General features: G+C 73.6%; 12 protein-coding genes and 1 pseudogene. 10 read left to right on the forward strand and 3 right to left on the reverse strand.

What is annotated here, in order from left to right:
• Positions 1–123 precede the first annotated feature (123 nt).
• Positions 124–969: pseudogene (locus tag ACIF83_RS31145) on the reverse strand (EamA family transporter); the annotation flags it as partial.
• Between ACIF83_RS31145 and ACIF83_RS31150 the strand changes: the two are divergent.
• The 5 genes from ACIF83_RS31150 (at position 960) to ACIF83_RS31170 (ending at position 9,885) form a co-directional block, all read left to right on the forward strand.
• Entirely contained in the window at positions 960–2,390 is a 1,431-nt protein-coding gene (locus ACIF83_RS31150; protein WP_399731879.1) for a PLP-dependent aminotransferase family protein, read from the forward strand. The pseudogene ACIF83_RS31145 and the gene ACIF83_RS31150 overlap by 10 nt on opposite strands.
• 108 nt (positions 2,391–2,498) lie before the next feature.
• Positions 2,499–4,085, forward strand: a complete 1,587-nt coding sequence (locus ACIF83_RS31155; RefSeq protein WP_399731882.1) for an alkaline phosphatase D family protein — start codon at positions 2,499–2,501, stop codon at positions 4,083–4,085.
• 160 nt (positions 4,086–4,245) lie between these two features.
• Positions 4,246–5,652, forward strand: coding sequence for an SWIM zinc finger family protein (locus ACIF83_RS31160; protein WP_399731885.1), 1,407 nt, complete (start codon positions 4,246–4,248; stop codon positions 5,650–5,652).
• The gene (locus tag ACIF83_RS31165) at positions 5,649–8,321 is read left to right on the forward strand and encodes a DUF6493 family protein (RefSeq protein WP_399731888.1); all 2,673 of its coding nucleotides are present in this window, start codon (positions 5,649–5,651) and stop codon (positions 8,319–8,321) included. The genes ACIF83_RS31160 and ACIF83_RS31165 overlap by 4 nt, the downstream gene beginning before the upstream one ends.
• 124 nt (positions 8,322–8,445) lie before the next feature.
• Positions 8,446–9,885 carry a GNAT family N-acetyltransferase gene (locus tag ACIF83_RS31170; protein WP_399731891.1) on the forward strand — a complete coding sequence of 480 codons (1,440 nt, stop codon included), beginning with the start codon at positions 8,446–8,448 and terminating at the stop codon, positions 9,883–9,885.
• Positions 9,886–9,948: 63 nt separating this feature from the next.
• Here ACIF83_RS31170 and ACIF83_RS31175 read toward each other — a convergent pair whose 3' ends face one another.
• Positions 9,949–11,148 carry a trans-sulfuration enzyme family protein gene (locus ACIF83_RS31175; RefSeq protein WP_399731894.1) on the reverse strand — a complete coding sequence of 400 codons (1,200 nt, stop codon included), beginning with the start codon at positions 11,146–11,148 and terminating at the stop codon, positions 9,949–9,951.
• Positions 11,149–11,208: 60 nt separating this feature from the next.
• Between ACIF83_RS31175 and ACIF83_RS31180 the strand changes: the two genes are divergently transcribed.
• Together ACIF83_RS31180 and ACIF83_RS31185 are read left to right on the forward strand one after the other, a co-directional pair.
• The gene (locus ACIF83_RS31180; RefSeq protein WP_094219622.1) at positions 11,209–11,712 is read left to right on the forward strand and encodes an Lrp/AsnC family transcriptional regulator; all 504 of its coding nucleotides are present in this window, start codon (positions 11,209–11,211) and stop codon (positions 11,710–11,712) included.
• A 33-nt stretch (positions 11,713–11,745) separates the two neighbouring features.
• Positions 11,746–13,437, forward strand: a complete 1,692-nt coding sequence (locus ACIF83_RS31185; protein ID WP_393482327.1) for a DUF885 domain-containing protein — start codon at positions 11,746–11,748, stop codon at positions 13,435–13,437.
• Between the two features lie 13 nt (positions 13,438–13,450).
• Here ACIF83_RS31185 and ACIF83_RS31190 read toward each other — a convergent pair whose 3' ends face one another.
• The gene (locus ACIF83_RS31190) at positions 13,451–14,293 is read right to left on the reverse strand and encodes an SDR family oxidoreductase (RefSeq protein ID WP_399731898.1); all 843 of its coding nucleotides are present in this window, start codon (positions 14,291–14,293) and stop codon (positions 13,451–13,453) included.
• Positions 14,294–14,463: 170 nt separating this feature from the next.
• On the opposite strand from ACIF83_RS31190, the gene ACIF83_RS31195 reads away from it, so the two are divergent.
• From ACIF83_RS31195 to ACIF83_RS31205, 3 genes are all read left to right on the forward strand, one after another.
• Entirely contained in the window at positions 14,464–15,141 is a 678-nt protein-coding gene (locus ACIF83_RS31195; RefSeq protein WP_399731901.1) for a hypothetical protein, read from the forward strand.
• A 156-nt stretch (positions 15,142–15,297) separates the two neighbouring features.
• Entirely contained in the window at positions 15,298–15,540 is a 243-nt protein-coding gene (locus ACIF83_RS31200) for a ferredoxin (RefSeq protein WP_393482336.1), read from the forward strand.
• Positions 15,530–16,918, forward strand: coding sequence for an NAD(P)/FAD-dependent oxidoreductase (locus ACIF83_RS31205; RefSeq protein ID WP_399731904.1), 1,389 nt, complete (start codon positions 15,530–15,532; stop codon positions 16,916–16,918). Before ACIF83_RS31200 ends, ACIF83_RS31205 begins: the two co-directional genes overlap by 11 nt.
• Positions 16,919–16,954: the final 36 nt, after the last annotated feature.

A 16,954-nucleotide genomic window follows, 5' to 3' on the forward strand; every position in this document is an offset into this window, starting at 1 on the left:
CCGACGTGCGGGACGCCGCGTAACAGGCAGGCGTTCGCCGAGGAGGCCCAGCGGGCCGGAGCCGAGGACGACCCCGGCTCCGACCAGGGCACTGCCGACGGCCTGCGCGGGGCCGTAGGAGCCGGTGCCGACCAGCGGGGCGGTGCAGGCGGCGGCCACGGGGATGAGTCCGGAGAAGAGCGTGGCGCGCTCCGCTCCGAGCCGCTGCATGCCCATGTACCAGCACACGAAGCCGACGACGGTGACGACCGCCGCCTGCCACAGCAGCGCGGCGGCCTCCGGGGCGTCGGGACGGCGCAACCACGCGCCGCCGTCCAGGACCGCACCGGTGAGCGCGGCCTCGACGGCGGCGAGGGCGCACAGCGTCGCGGACAGCAGCCGCGGCCCGAGCGGCCGCAGCACCGGCACGGCGAGGACCGCGAACCCCACCTCGCCGCCCAGCGCGCACGCCGAGAACGCGATTCCGCGCCCGTCCGTACGGCCCCAGCCCTGCACGGTGAACGCGCCGGCGGCGACGAGCAGGGCGCCGTGGAGCACCGCGCGCTGCGGGCGGCGCCCGTCGAGGAGCGGGACGACGACGGCCACCACGACCGGTGCGCAGCCGACGAAGACACCCGGCACCGCGGGTTCCGCGCCGCGTTCGGCGGCGATGACGGCCAGGTTGAAGCCGACCATGCCGACGGCCGCCAGCAGCCCGAGGCGGAGCCATCGGCGAGGGCCGAGCGCGCGCAGCCGCGGACCGGCGTCCCGCCCGGCGAGCGGGGCGAGCAGCAGGCAGGCGAGCGCGTAGCGCAGGAACTGGCCGCCGGCGTAGGGGTAGTGGCCCAGGACGCTGTTGGCGGTGAAGGACCCGCCGACGAGCACACAGGCGAGGGCGGCCAGGAGCGCGCCGCGCGTGGTGGTGGCTTTCATGACCGTGACGCTAGGAAGCGGCACGGTCCGGATTAAGGTCCACTTCCATGACGTCATCGGGGACCAATGCGGCCGCTCTCACGGGCTCCGCCGCGTGGGAGCTGCTGCTGCCCGCGGCCTCGGCACCGGCACGCGCGCGTGGCCGTGCCCTCCAGGCGGCGCTGCGCGAGGCGATCCGCTCGGGCCGGCTCACGCCCGGCACCCGTCTGCCGTCCAGCCGGGACCTCGCCGCCGACCTCGGCGTGTCACGGGGGTTGGTCACAGAGGCGTACGAGCAGCTGACGGCCGAGGGATATCTGCGCAGCGGCCGGGGCGCGGGAACGTGGGTGGGCGACGCGGTACGGGCGGCCCGGCCCGGCGCACGGGACCTCGCGCCCCGCTCCCCCGGTGCCCGGGCCGACTTCGTCCCCGGCACGCCGGACCTGTCGCTGTTCCCGCGGACCGCCTGGGCCGCCGCACAGCGTGCCGTGCTGGCCGAGTTGCCGCACCACGACCTCGGCTATCCGGACCCGCGCGGGCTGCCCCGGCTGCGCACCGCGCTCGCCGGACTGCTGGCCCGCCGCCGGGGCGTGGTGGCCGACCCGGAGCGGATCGTGGTGGTATCCGGTGTCGCCCAGGCGAGCGCCCTGGTCGGATCCGTGCTCCACGCGCGCGGGATGCGCTCGATCGGGGTCGAGGACCCGGGCAGTCCGCAGCACGACGGCCTGTACGCGGCGGCCGGCCTGGGCACCGTACCGCTGCCGCTGGACGAGGACGGCCTGGCGCTCGGCCCGCTGCGCGCGTCCGGTGTACGGGCCGTGGTGTCCACGCCGGCCCACCAGTACCCCACCGGGATCGCGTACTCGGCGCGGCGGCGTGCCGAACTGCTCGGCTGGGCACGGTCGGTGGACGGCCTGGTGCTGGAGGACGACTACGACGGCGACTTCCGCTACGACCGCGCACCGGTGGGCGCCCTCCAGGGCCTCGATCCGGAACGTGTCGCCTACATGGGCTCGGTCAGCAAGTCCCTCGCCCCCGGGCTGCGCCTGGGCTGGCTGCTGGTTCCCGCGGCCCTGACGGAGGAGATCGTCGAGCGCAAACGGACCATGGACCTCGGCCATCCCTCGCTCGACCAGGCGCTGTTCGCGCACTTCCTGGAGCGCGGCGACTACGACCGGCAGCTGCGCCGCTGCCAGCGCGCCTACCGGGATCGGCGCGACGCCCTGGTCGCCGCCCTGGCCGAGCACTTCCCCGAGACGCGGGTGTCCGGGATCGCCGCGGGCCTGCACGCCATCGCCGAACTCCCCGAACGGTTCGGCCCGCAGGAGGACTTCCTGAAGCGGGTCGCCGACGCCGGCATCGCCGTACGGCCGCTCAGCGCCTGCACGCACGCGCGTACCGGTGACGGCGGTGTGCGCCTGGTGCTCGGGTACGCCCATCTGCCGCCGGCCCGGATCCGGGCCGGCGTACACCTGATGGCCGAGGCGCTCAAGGGGTGACTCCCGGCCGGGCGCCCGGTTGTTCACCTGCGGTTTGCGTGCGCGCCGCAGCGCCCCAGTAGGTGTGGCTCTGCACACTGGCCGGATCCCGTTCCTGGAGGCACAGCCATGTCCCACAGTCCCTTCCCCGGCCGCCGCAGCGTTCTGCGCGGCTCCCTCGCCGCGTCGGCGGCCCTGACCCTGCCTGCGGGCCTCGGCGCGGCACCGGCGTTCGCCCGCTCCGGCCGCCCCCAGGCGGGCTGGGGCGTGCAGACGGGTGACGTGACCGCCGACTCGGGCCTGGTGTGGGTGCGTTCGGACCGGCCGGCCCGGATGATCGTGGAGACCTCGGCCACCGAGTCGTTCCGCAACCCGCGCAGATGGCACGGCCCGCTGCTGGGCGCCGACACGGACTTCACCGGCACCACCCGGCTGCACGGCCTGCACTCCGGCGAGCAGATCCACTACCGCGTGCTGCTCGCCGACCCGGACGACCCGCGCCGCACCGGCGAGCCCGTGACCGGCACCTTCCGCACCGTCTCCCGGCACCGCCGCGACGGCGTGCGCTTCCTGTGGTCGGGCGACCTGGCCGGGCAGGGCTGGGGAATCAACCCCGATCTCGGCGGCTACCGGATCTACGACGCGATGGCCAAGCTGGACCCGGACTTCTTCCTGTGCAGCGGCGACAACATCTACGCCGACGGCCCGATCAGCGCCACCCAGGCCCTGCCGGACGGCTCCACCTGGCGGAACGTCACCACCGAGGAGAAGGCGAAGGTCGCCGAGACCCTCGCCGAGTACCGGGGCAACTTCCGCTACAACCTGCTCGACGAGAACCTGAAGCGGTTCAACGCCCAGGTGCCGTCCGTCATCCAGTGGGACGACCACGAGGTGCGCAACAACTGGTACCCGGGCGAGGTGATCACCTCCGCCGACACCCGGTACTCCGAGAAGAGCATCGACGTGCTGGCGGCGCGCGCCCGGCGGGCGTTCAGCGAGTACTTCCCGATCTCCACGCTGCGGCCGGGCGCGAAGGAGGGCCGCGTCTACCGCGTGCTGCGCCAGGGCCCGCTGCTGGACGTGTTCGTGCTGGACATGCGCACCTACCGCAACGCCAACTCGCCCGACAACCAGACCGTGGACCCGCAGGGCATCCTCGGCCGGGAGCAGCTGGAGTGGCTCAAGCGGGAGCTGTCCCGCTCGCGTGCGGTGTGGAAGGTGATCGCCGCAGACATGCCGCTCGGCCTCGTGGTGCCCGACCCGATGGAGGGCAAGCCGAACTTCGAGGCGGTGGCGCAGGGCGACCCGGGCGCCCCGCTGGGCCGTGAGCTGCAGATCGCCGAGCTGCTGCGCTTCATCAAGCACCAGCGGATCACCGGCACGCTGTGGCTGACGGCGGACGTGCACCACACCTCGGCCCAGCACTACCAGCCTGCGCGGGCCGCGTTCACGGACTTCGAACCGTTCTGGGAGTTCGTCTCCGGGCCGCTGAACGCCGGCGCGTTCCCGGCCAACGCGCTGGACGGCACGTTCGGTCCGGAGCGGGTGTTCGTGAAGGCGCCGACCGCGTCGAACGTCTCGCCCGCCGGCGGCTACCAGTTCTTCGGCGAGGTCGACATCGACGGCGACAGCGGCGAACTGACGGTACGGCTGCGCGAGCAGGACGGCACGGTGCTGTTCACACAGACGCTGCAGCCGGGCCGGGTCGGCCAGTAGGACATCGCGGGGCCACCGGGTCCCGTACGCTCGAAGCCGTGCCGCGCACCGGCGTCATCCCCCGGAGCGCGGCACGGTCAGCCGCCCGCCAACTCCTCGGCCGGGCGAGTGTTTTCGCAGGTCAGACCGATTGTCAGTGGCCGCCTCTACGGTTTTTCCCATGACGCGATCACTGCAGGCCGTGGCCTATCGCCGACCCTCCGCACTCGAGTCCGCGGCGGACGGGCGCCGCCTCGGGCTGGAAACGTCCCGGGGGGCGACACCCACGGGTGTGCAGGACCATCCGCGGTTCTTCGCGGGCTTTCTGACCTCGCCCCAGATCGCCGCCGCGGCGCTGCTCGCGGTGGCCGACGTGGCGGCCGCGCGTTACTACCAGCCACAGTTGCGCGCCTCGCTCGACCCGGTGGTGACCGGCAACGGCGACCGGCTGCGCTTCGAGTCCTTCTCCGGCTGCGGCGGGGTGTACGCCCGGCTGGACGTCCTCACCCCGGGTCTCGACGGCGGCGAGGTGGGGCACGGCACGACGAACGTCGACGTCAACAATCCGCTGCGCGAGGCGCTGTCCCGGATCGGCACGGACGATCCGCTCCATCTGCGGGTCGGCCCGGACGAGTTGACGGTCACCACGCTGGACGGCCCGGTGGTGGAGAAGAAGGTCCCGCTGCCCGACCGGTGGCTGCGCGGCTTCGCCGAGGCCCAGGTGATCGCGGCCGGGTTCGACCTGCGGGCCGAGCTGCCGGCGGACGAGGCGGTGCGGTTCCTGCGCGGGCTGCCGAGGGCGGGGGGTGCGCGGCGGGCCTCGGGCGGACCGCGCTGGGTGGTCCCGGTGGGCCGCGGGCTGCGGCCGACGACGCGGCCGGTGCCGGGCGCGGTGTGCCTGCCGGGTCCGGAGCGGCTGGCCGCGTTGCAGCGGGTGCTGCGGCATGCGACGGCCCTGCGGGTGTACGGCCCCGCGGTCGGCGGTGCGGCGAGTACGGCCGCCGCCTGGGAGGTCGTCCTGCCCGGCATGCGTCTCACGCTCACGCTGTCGCCGGACGCCTCGCGCGGCTTCTCCGGCGAGGGCGGCGTCCTGGACGCGCTCGCCACCGACGAGGCCGCCGGGGACGCCGAGCTCATAGCCGTGCTGCTGACGTGGGAACCCCGCATCGACGTGGCCGACCTCGCGGCCGCCTCGGGCCTCGCACCCGAGCGGGTGCGCGCCGCCCTGGTCCGCCTCGGCACCTCGGGCCGCGTCGGATACGACACGGCGGAGGCGGCCTACTTCCACCGTGAGCTGCCCTATGACGCCGAGCGCGTCGAGAAGCACAATCCGCGACTGCGCTCGGCCAGGGCCCTGGTGGCGGCGGGTGCGGTGACCCTGGACGACTCGCTCGCCACGGTGACCGCCGAGGACGGACATGCGCACCGGGTGCGGGACGAGGCGGGGGTGCTCACCTGCAGCTGTCTGTGGTGGGCGAAGTACCGGGGCGGACGCGGGCCGTGCAAGCACGCGCTGGCGGTGCGGATGGTGCGGCGGGGCGCCGCGGTGGGACTGGACATGGCGGCGATCGACGGGGGCGTGCGATGAGTGAGCTGATGGAGACGGTGCGGGCCGGGCGCACGGCGGAGACGCTGCGGCTGGTGCAGGGCATGACGGCGGCCGAACGGCGCACGTCGCTGCCGGAGCTGAAGGAGCTGCGCAAGGAGTTGCGGGCCGTTCCGCCGTGGGAGGGCCGGTCCGAGAAGATCCGCCCGGCGCTGCACCTGGCCGGGGCCGCCTGCCACACGGGGGCCGCGGCGGCCGCGGCCTGGCTCGCGGCGAGCGACCTGCGGTGGCGGCAGGCGTCCGCGGAGTCGCTGCTGCGGGTGCTGGAGGGCCGGGACACGGGCTGGCTGGCCGATGTGGCACACCGGCTGGCCCAGCGGCCGGTGTCCGCGCAGGTGCCGTACGCCCTGATGGCGGGGCTGGTGAGCCGGTCTGGCTGCGAGGTCCCGGTGACGGACGCCTACGTGGTCGGCTGGATCCGGCACGTCAGCGTCGGCGACGGCAGCTGGCGCCGGGAGGGCGTCGCCGCCGTGCTGCGCCGCGAGCCGAACCTCGCCACGCTGGTCGGCGGCCTGTTCACGCTCTCGGATCTCTCCGAGGTCCGCTGGCTGCTCGGCGAGGGACCGGGCTCCTGGCAGAGCGCCCTCGCGGCACTCGCCCAGGAGGGTTCTCTGGACCGTGAGTTCCTGGTCGACGCCTGTGTCGCCCGGCTGCTGCGCGGCGGCGGCCCCACCGACCACCGGATCTTCCTGCCGATGCTGACGGGACTCGCGCTCACCCGGGAGGAGGAGCGGGCGCGGATCCCGGACTGGACGGCGCTGTCCCGCGACGCGGCCTCCCCCGTCGCCTCGCACGCACAGGCGGTGCTCACCCGCCTGGCACTGGAGGGTGACCTGACCTCCCGACAGCTGGCCGAGGCCTCCGAAGGGCTGCTGTTCCGCAGCGAGAAGAAGCTCGTCCGGGCCCAGCTCGTCCTGCTCGGCAAGGTGCTCTCACGCGACCCCGGCACGTCGGCGGAGCTGCTGCCGGTCGTGGCCCAGGCGTTCGGGCACGAGGACACCCAGGTGCAGGAGCGGGCGCTCAAGCTCGTCGAACGGCACCTGAAGAAGCTCGACGCGAACGAGGTCCGCGAGGAACTCGCCCATGCCGCACAACAGTTGTCCCCGACACTGCGCGCCCGAGCGGCCGCCGCACTGGGCCTCGCGGAGAGCGGGTTCGAGGAGGTGTACGAGGAGGTGCTGCCGCCCGCCCCCGAGCCGTTCCGGCTGGAGCCCGCGCCGCTGACGGCCGAGGAGGTCGCCGAGGAGATGGGGGCGCTCCTGGCCTCCGAGGGTGACGTGGCCGCGTTCGAGCGGGCGCTGGACGGTCTGGTGCGGCACGCTCACCAGGATCCGGAGGCACTGCGCCGGGCGCTCGTGCCGGTGGTCGCGAACCGCTGGTGGGCCACGGACGAGGACCGGCAGTGGCCGCGTACGGACGACATGTTCAGCAACTCCCGCTACGGCCTCTTCAGCGCCCAGCAAGGTCTCGAACTGCTCCTCGCGACCCTGCACGGCAAGGTGAGCACGGCGACGCTCCACGCGTCGGTGCGGAAGGGGCCGCAGGAACACGAGTGCCCGCACAGCGGCCTCGCGCGGGTCTTCGACGCGCGACTGCGCGAGGTGGCGTACCGCCTGCGCACGGAACCGATGCCGCTGCTGCTCGCCACGCCCACCTGGAGCACGGGCCTGCTGGAGCCGGCGGAGCTGGTGGCCCGTCTGGCGGAGTACCGGCGCCTGGACGCCCGGGTCTGCGCGACCGACTTCGCCCAGGCCCTGCTGCGGGTGCGCAGGGACGACCGTGCGGCGGCCGAGGTGGCGGCCGGGCGGGCCAGGGCGCTCGGCACTCCGGAGGGGGTGCGGCTGGCCCGCTGGCTGCGCGGCACCAACGCGGCCCTCCCCGAGGCCAGGCGGCACACCAAGGGCGAGCGGATCCTGCTGGAGCTGGCCGAACTCCCCGAGCTGCAGGACGGTTTCCCACAGGAGTTCCACCGGCTCGGCCGGCCCCTGTCCCTCTTCTCCGGCCGCTGGCACTGCAACCACTGGAACCACGCCGCACGCCGGCACTGGCTCGCCGTGCTCCCGGAGCGGCGGGAGCTGGTCGCGGCCCGGATGCTCCACGATCTGGCCGACACGGCCGTGGACGACGAGCGTGGTACCGGCGTCCTCCCGCTGCTCGCCGAATCCGGCGGCGCGGCGGGCGAGGCCGTACACCTGTGCGTCGCGTACGGGCTCGGTGCGCGGCACCAGGAGGACCGGCTCGCGGCCGTGGACGCCCTGCTGGTGCTCGCCGCGCGGGGGCAGCTCGACGCGGCGCGGCTGGGAGCGGATCTGGGCGAGCTGGTGGGACGCGGTGCGGTGAAGCCGCAGCGGCTGGCCGAGTCGGTGCGGACGGCGGCGGCCACGGGAGCCAATGCGACGATATGGGAGCTGCTCCGGCACGCCCTGCCCGTTCCGCTGGCCAATCTGGCGACCGCCCGCCCGGAAGCGGCGGCCGTGGCGGCCCGGGGCCTCGGGGACCTGATGGCCGTGGCGGCGGAGTGCGCCGAGCGGTCCGGGGCGCGCGGAGAGGTGCCGCATCTGGCAGCGGCCGCCGCGCGTGGCGGCTCCTCCCGTCTGGTCGTCCAGGCGCGGCGGCTGCGGGACGCGCTGGCCGAGGAGGTGGCCGCCTGAGCCGGACCGGCGGGGCCGCCCCACCACAACGGTAGAAAAAGCAACGAAAAGGGCGGAAGCATGCTTTACCCATCGGTCACAAACCGTTCGTGATCACGCAACACCGTTCCTTCACAGTGAGTGCATGACTCCAGACATGTCTCAAGTGACCCGGACGAAGCACGGACGGCCCGTGCACCACTGGCGACGGGATCTCGTCGAACTCGCCGCCCTCTTCACGGCCGTTGCCGTGGCCGACGCGGTGGCGAACCTGATCGGACACGGGCCCGACGGTCCGGCGCTGCTGGTGATCTCGGCGATCGTGCTGGCCGCGACGGCGGGCTTCCACACGTGGTGGGCTCGGCGCCACGGCCACGCACCGCCGACCGAGGATACCGGTGCCCGGTCGGCCGCCGATGCGCGGTCGGCCGGGCCCGTACCGGAAGCGGACGCGCAGGAGGCGCCCGGGACCGGCGCGCTGTGGCGGATGCGGACGACGGTGAAGGACGAACCCGGTTCGCTGGCCGCGCTGTGCACGGCGCTGGCCGGGCAGCGGGTCGACATCCTGAGCCTGCAGACGCATCCGCTGGCCGACGGGACGGTCGACGAGTTCCTGCTGCGGTCGCCCGAGGCGCTGACGGGGGCCGAGATCACCCGGGCGGTCTCGCTGGCCGGCGGTGCGTCCATCTGGATCGAGCGGGCCGACGCCCACGACCTGGTGGACGCCCCCACCCGGGTCCTCGGCCTCGCGGCGCGCACCGCGCTGGACGCGGCGGAACTGCCTCTGGCGCTCAGGCAGTTGCTGGGCCGGTGCACGATCCGTTCGCTGCCCGCCACGCCGGTCGGCGGGGGGCGCGGCCCGGAGCCCGTGCCGGTCGAGGGGGTCCTGGAGGACACCGTGATGCGGCTGCGGGCACCGGAGGGCGGTGTGCTCACCGTGGAGCGGCCGTATCTGCCGTTCACTCCGACCGAGTTCGCGCGGGCCAGGGCTCTGGTGGAGCTGGACAGCCGGCTCGGTCCGCGCATCCCGCGCGGCCAGGACGTGCTGACGCTGCCCGAGGGCAACGACATCGCCGTGCGCCGGGCGGACACCGGCGACCTGGCGGCGGCCCGGGCGATGCACGAGCGGTGCTCGAAGCGCACCCTCGGCATGCGGTACCACGGGCCCGTCGGGGACGCCGAACGCTATCTGAACCACCTGCTCAGCCCCCGGTTCGGGCGGACGCTGGCCGCGCAGACCCCCACGGGCCGGATCGTCGGCCTCGGGCATCTGCTGTGGGACGGCGACGAGACCGAGGTCGCACTGCTGATCGAGGACGACTGGCAGCGGCGCGGCGTCGGCGCCGAACTCCTCGGCCGCCTGGTGGCGATGGCGGTGGAGGCGGGCTGCGAGAGCGTCTATGCCGTGACGCAGGCCTCCAACACCGGGATGGTCGCCGCGATGCGCGGTCTCGGGCTGCCCCTGGACTACCAGATCGAGGAGGGCACTCTGGTCATCACGGCCCGCCTGGACGCCGCCCCGGTCGCCGCGCGCACGCCGTTCGGTGGTGTGGAGCGGCTCGGCGGGGCAGTCCGCCGCGACTGAGCCCGGCTCGACGGACGGACGGCCCGGCGGTTTCCCGCCGGGCCGTGGTCGTGCGCACCCCTGTCAGCGCACGGCTTCCTGCAGCGGCACCGGCGTGGCGGTCCGCTCCCCCAGGGCCTGGTCCAGGTCGGCCCACAGGTCGTCGACGTCCTCCAGACCCACCGACATCCGCAGCAGCCGGTCGCTCACCCCGGCGCCGCGCCGGTCGTCGGCGTCGACGATGCGGTGGCTGATGGAGGCGGGGTGCTGGATGAGCGTGTCCACGCTGCCCAGGCTGACCGCCGGGGTGATCAGCCGGACCCGGGAGATCACCTCGTGCGGGTCGCCGTGGACCTCGAAGGCGACCATCGCGCCACCCAACCGCGGATAACGGACGCGGGACACCCGCGGGTCGGCGGCGAGCCGAGCGGCCAGTTCGGCGGCGTTCGCGGAGGCGGCCCGGACCCGCACCGGCAGCGTGGACAGGCCCCTGAGCAGCAGATAGCCGGCCAGCGGATGCAGGACACCGCCCGTGGCGAAACGTATCTGCCGAAGCTGTCCGGCGAACTCCTCGTCGCAGGCCACCACACCGGCCAGCACATCGCCGTGGCCACCGAGGTACTTGGTGGCACTGTGCAGCACCAGCCGCGCGCCCTGTTCGACGGGGCGCTGCAGGACGGGCGTGGCGAAGGTGTTGTCGGCGAGCAGCGGGACCGAGCCGCAGGCGTGGGCGATCGCCCACAGATCGAGTTCGGCGAGCGTGGGGTTGGCCGGGGACTCGACCATCACGAGACCGGTGTCGGCGCGCAGCGCGTCGGTGATGCCGGCCGGGTCGGTCCAGGTCACCTCCGTACCGAGGAGCCCGGCGGTCAGCAGATGGTCGCTGCAGCCGTACAGGGGGCGTACCGCGACCACATGGCGCAGGCCCATGGCGGAGCGAGCGAGCAGGACCGCGCTGAGCGCCGCCATGCCGCTGGCGAAGGCGACGGCGGACTCGGTGCCCTCCAGCCTGGCCAGGGCGGTCTCGAAGCGGGCGACGGTCGGATTGCCGAGGCGGCCGTAGATCGGCGGGCCGACCGGGTCGGCGCCGTCGGTGGCGAAGGCGTCGATGCGAGCCGCCTCGCCCCGGCTGTCGTACGAGGGGTAGGTGGTGGACAGGTCGATGGGCGGGGCGTGCAGGCCCTGCCGGGCGAGGTCGTCGCGGCCGGCGTGCACGGCCTCGGTGGCCAGTGCTCTCGATGCGGTGCGTACGGCGTCGTAGGCACCCGTGCTCGCTGTGTCCATGGGCGGAAGGTTGAACACAGGACGGGCCACAGGAATCGAACACCGTGCTACGTTCGGCCAATGGCTGAATCCGTCGTACTGGATCCGGTGGATCTCCACCTGCTGCGGCTGCTGCAGAACGACGCCCGGACCACCTACCGCGATCTCGCCGCGCAGGTGGGCGTGGCGCCGTCGACCTGTCTGGACCGGGTGACCCGGCTGCGCCGCGCGGGCGTGATCCTCGGCCACCAGCTGCGGCTGGATCCGGCGAAGCTGGGGCGCGGTCTGGAGGCCCTGCTGTCGGTTCAGGTCAGGCCGCATCGGCGGGAGCTGGTCGGGCCGTTCGTGGAGCGGATCCGGGCGCTGCCGGAGTCGCGGACCGTGTTCCATCTGACCGGGCCCGACGACTATCTGGTGCATGTGGCCGTGGCGGACATGGCCGATCTGCAGCGGCTGGTGCTGGACGAGTTCACGGCACACCGGGAAGTGGCCCGGGTGGAGACCCGGTTGATCTTCCAGCAGTGGGACTGCGGACCGCTGCTGCCTCCGGCCACGCCCAGAGCGGAATCACGAATACCTGGGTGACGCAGGCATAGTCCCCGTACGAGGATGGGCGGCATGTCTGAGATCCAGAGCCCGCTGCCCCGCCAGGTCGCCGACACCTACGTGGACGACCTCATCGCCCTCGACCCGGTCACCGGCACCTACCTCGGTGTGAAGGAGAGTTCGAACAGGCTGCCCGACTACTCGCCGCAGGGCCAGGAGGCCCTCGCCGAGCTGGCGCGGACCACCCTCGCCCGGCTCGACGAGGCGGAGCGACAGCCCGGCGCCGACAGCGACGTCGAGCGTCGCTGCGGGCGGCTCCTGCGGGAGCGGCTGACCGCCGAGCTGGCCGTGCACGAGGCCGACGAGCACCTGCGCGCGGTCGGCAACCTGAGCACGCCCGGCCACTCGGTGCGCGAGGTCTTCACGGTCATGCCGACGCAGACGGAGGAGGACTGGACGGCGATCGCCGAGCGGCTGCGTGCCGTGCCGGGGGCGCTCGCGGGCTACCGGGAGTCCCTGGCGCTCGGTCTGGAGCGCAAGCTGTACGCGGCGCCGCGGCCGACCGCGACCTTCGTCGAGCAGCTCACCGAGTGGTCGGACACCGACGGCAAGGGCCTGGGCTGGTTCGAGGACTTCGCCGCCGCCGGTCCGGACGCGCTGCGCGCGGAGCTGGACGCGGCGGCCCGCGCGGCGAGCGCCGCCGTGGTGGAGCTGCGGGACTGGATGCGGGACGTGTACGCGCCGGCCATCGAGGGCGCCCCGAACACGGTGGGCCGCGAGCGCTACGCGCGCTGGTCCCGCTACTTCAACGGCACCGACCTTGATCTGGACGAGGCGTACGCGTACGGCTGGTCGGAGTTCCACCGCATCCTCGGCGAGATGCAGCAGGAGGCGGAGAAGATCCTGCCCGGCGCAAAGACCCCGTGGGTGGCGCTCGCGCACCTGGACGAGCACGGCCGGCACATCGAGGGTGTCGACGAGGTGCGCGAGTGGCTGCAGGGCCTGATGGACAAGGCCATCGAGGATCTGGACGGCACGCACTTCGACCTCGCCGAGCGGGTGCGCAAGGTGGAGTCGTGCATCGCCCCGCCCGGCGGTGCCGCGGCCCCGTACTACACGCCCCCGACGGAGGACTTCTCGCGTCCCGGCCGCACCTGGCTGCCGACCATGGGGCAGACCCGGTTCCCGGTGTACGACCTGGTCTCGACCTGGTACCACGAGGGCGTGCCCGGGCATCACCTGCAGCTCGCGCAGTGGGCGCACGTCGCCAAGGACCTCTCCCGCTACCAGGCCACGGTCGGCGGGGTCAGCGCCAACGCGGAGGGCTGGGCGCTGTACGCGGAGCGGCTGATGGACGAACTCGGCTACCTCACCGACCCGGAGCAGCGGCTCGGCTACCTGGACGCGCAGATGATGCGGGCGTCCCGGGTGATCGTCGACATCGGCATGCACCTGGAGCTGGAGATCCCGGCGGACTCCCCGTTCCACCCCGGTGAGCGCTGGACGCCGGAGCTGGCCCAGGAGTTCTTCGGGGCGCACAGCAGCCGGCCCGCGGACTTCGTGGAGAGCGAGCTGACCCGGTACCTGACGATTCCGGGCCAGGCGATCGGCTACAAGCTCGGCGAGCGGGCGTGGCTGCTGGGCCGCGAGAAGGCCCGTGCGCGGCACGGCGACGCCTTCGACCTGAAGGCCTGGCACATGGCGGCCCTGTCGCAGGGTTCGCTCGGCCTGGACGACCTGCTGGACGAGCTGTCCCAGCTCTGACCTCGCTCGGGTCTCAACGCCGGAAGCCGCCCTCGGAGTTGATCACCTCGCCGGTGACCCAGCCCGCCTCGTCCGTGGCCAGCCACGCGACGAGCCGGGCCGGGTCGTCGGGCCCGCCCCAGCGTCCGGCGGGGAACATCGCGGCCACGGCCGCGTGGTCCGCACCGGTGGCGTAACCGGTGTCCACGGGACCGGGGTTGACCGTGTTCACGGTGATGCCGTGTTCGACGAGGATGGTGGACAGGGAGCGGGTGATCGAGGCCAGGGCGCCCTTCTGCAGGGCGTAGGCGATCTCGCGGGGCATCCCGCCCGCGAGGTCCTGTCCGGAGGTCATCATCACCACGCGTCCGCCGGGCGTGCCCTTCGGCAGCCGGGCGCGCGAGCGGGCGTACGCCTGGACGAGCAGCAGCACCGAGCGGGTGTCCACCGCCCAGTGGGCGTCCAGCATCGCCGCGTCGATCTCGTCCAGGGTGCCGTCGGACCCGCTCAGCGCGTGGTTGGCGACGAGGATGTCGAGCCGCCCGAACTCCGCGACGACCGCGTCGACCAGCCGGGCCGGTGCCGCCGGGTCGGACAGGTCGCCGGGTCCCGAGGTGACGCGTGCCCCGGGGTCGCCGAGCGCCTCACGCACGGAGTCGGCGACGGCTTCGGGGCTGTCGGCGCCCCAGGGCATCGCGGTGTCGTGCGGCACATGGTGATGCAGATGGACGCTCGCGCCGTACGCGGCCAGCCGCCTCGCCACCGCATGCCCGATGCCGGCACGTCTGCTCGCTCCCGTGACGAGCGCGGTGCGGCCGCGCAGGGGCAGGGGGTCGCGGCGCAGTTCCTCGGGGGTGGGGAGCGTGGGTGTGGTCATGGCCGATCACGCTACGGAGGGTGCCGGGGCCGGCGCGAGCGAATAGGAGCGACCGGGACCCGAGCAGCGGACCGCACCCCGTTCGGCCGTACGGCCGCCGCCCGGTGGCGGAGCCGGTGGTGAGGCGGCTTGCTGGTGGCGAGGGGCGAATCGGAGGAGGCGGGCCGGGTATGCAGGGAAAGGGGCCGGGTCAGGAGGCGATGGAGACCCCGCGGGCCGCCGGGCTGGCCGGAGTGCTGTTCGCGCTGCTGCTGGCGGCGGCGATCGTGCTGATCCGGCTGGGCCTTCCGGAAGGGGCCGACGCGGTCAGCGCCCAGGGGTTCACGGACTCCGCGCGGCGAGGCGCGCTGCGGACCGCACTGGCGCTCGTACCGTTCGCCGGCATCTTCTTCCTGTGGTTCGTCGGCGCGGTCCGGGCCCACGTCGGGGCCGTCGAGGACCGGTTCCTCGCGACCGTCTTCCTCGGCAGCGGACTGGTCTTCACCGCCACGATGTTCGGCGCCGCCGCGGCGGCCGACGCCGTACTGGCCCTCGCGCACCCCCCGGGAGCCAGTCCCGGGCTGCCCACCTGGGACTTCGGCCGCCACTTCGCGTACACGCTGATGACGGGGTACGCGATGCGGATGGCGGCCGTGTTCGTGTGCTCCATGTCGGTGATCGGGCACCGCCTCGGCGTGCTTCCGCGCTGGCTCTCGGTGCTGGGCTTCCTCACCGCCCTGATCCTGCTCTTCGTCTCGTCGAACGTCCCCTGGGCGGAGCTGGTCTTCCCCGCCTGGTCGCTGGTGCTCAGCATCTACATCATCGTGGCGAGCGGTCGCACCAGGTCGCGTCTCACGGCGTCCGCGTGACCCTGCGGGACCGTTCACTCGAACGGCATGCCTGAGCGCGCGAGGCCCCCCTCGTCGCTCGCATGCTGGCGAGCGGGACATGACCGCCGTCCGAAGGCGCCCGCGCGGAACGTGGTGGCGCGCACCGGACCTGGCCACCTGAAGGACGGAGCGTCGATGAGGCTCGTCGTCGATCTCAACAAGTGTCAGGGGTACGCGCAGTGCGCGTTCCTCGCGCCCGACGTCTTCGCCATGCACGGCGAGGAGGCGCTGGTCTACAACCCGCGGGCGCAGAAGGAACAACGGGAGCGACTGGCCCGTGCCGTCGCCGCCTGCCCGGTGCAGGCGATCACGGCCGACGGGCTGGACGGCACGGGTGACGACGCCGTGTCCGGCCAGGAGGCGTTCGATGGTCACTGACTACGTGGACTGGCTCAGGCGCGAGGGCCGGATCGTGATCGTGGGCGCCTCGCTGGCCGGTCTGCGAGCCGCCGAGACGCTGCGCGCCGAGGGCTTCGAAGGTGAACTCACCCTGATCGGTGACGAGCCGTACGAGCCCTACGACCGGCCGCCGCTGTCCAAGAGCGTCCTGCTGGGCAAGGCGGACCCGCTCCACACCGAACTGCCCCGGCGCCGCGAGATCGACGCGAAGTGGCGCCTCGGCGTCGCGGCGGCGGGTCTCGACATGACCTCGAAACGGGTACGGCTGGCCGACGGGGACGAGGTCGAGTACGACCGCCTGCTCATCGCGACCGGGGTGCGCGCCCGGCCCTGGCCGAAGGAGTCGGAGGCGCAACTGGACGGCGTCCTGCTGCTGCGGACCCGGAACGACGCGGCCGCCCTGTACCGGCGGCTGAAGGCCGGGCCGCGCCGCGTCCTCATCATCGGCGCCGGGTTCTCCGGGTCGGAGATCGCCTCGGCCTGCCGGGAGATGGGCCTCGCAGTCACCGTGGCGGAACGCGCGGGCGCTCCCCTGGTGGGAGCCCTCGGCGGGGTGATCGGCGCGGTGTCCGCGGAGCTGTACCACCAGAACGGTGTCGACCTGCGCACCGGTGTCATGGTCACCGGCCTGGAGGGCGACTCGGTGGGCCGGGTGAGGGCCGCCCATCTGTCCGACGAGAGCGTCGTCGAGACGGACCTCGTGGTCGTCTCGCTCGGCTCGATGCGCAACACCGAGTGGCTGACCGGGTCGGGGCTCGGCGCGGGTCCCCGGGGCATCGCCTGTGACGCCGGCTGCCGGGCCTTCGACTTCCGGGGCATCGTCACCGACGACATCTTCGTCGCGGGCGACGTCGCCCGGTCCCCGCACGCGCTGTTCGGCTACCAGTTCCTCTCCCTGGAGCACTGGGGCAACGCCATCGCGCAGGCCGAGATCGCCGCGCACAACATGATCAGCCCCAGCAGCGAGCGCCGCCCGCACCTGTGGGTGCCCGCCTTCTGGTCGTCGCAGTTCGGCGTGAACATCAAATCCGTCGGGGTCCCGCCCATGGGCGAGGAGATCATGATCACGCAGGGCTCCCTGGCGGATCGCCGTTTCGTCGGCGTGTACGGCTACCAGGGCCGCGTGATCGCCGCCGTGAGCTTCGACAACACCCGGTGGCTGGAGTTCTACCAGCGGGAGATCGAGCGAGGTGCGCCGTTCCCGGTGGAGTACCTGACGGTCGACCGCCGCCCCGAGGGTCGCCGGCCGGTCCCGGCCGAGTTCCCCGACCCGTCGCTGCCGACTCACGGCCCGGGCGTGACCCTCAGCGGCTACTCACCGACCGACCGGCAGCTCGTCTTCACCCCGGCCCACTGACCCGGCGCCCGGACCCTGCTCCCACTCCACGGACCT

It is taken from the genome of Streptomyces sp. NPDC085866 (assembly GCF_044541035.1).
In the GTDB taxonomy this organism is placed as follows: Bacteria; Actinomycetota; Actinomycetes; order Streptomycetales; family Streptomycetaceae; genus Streptomyces.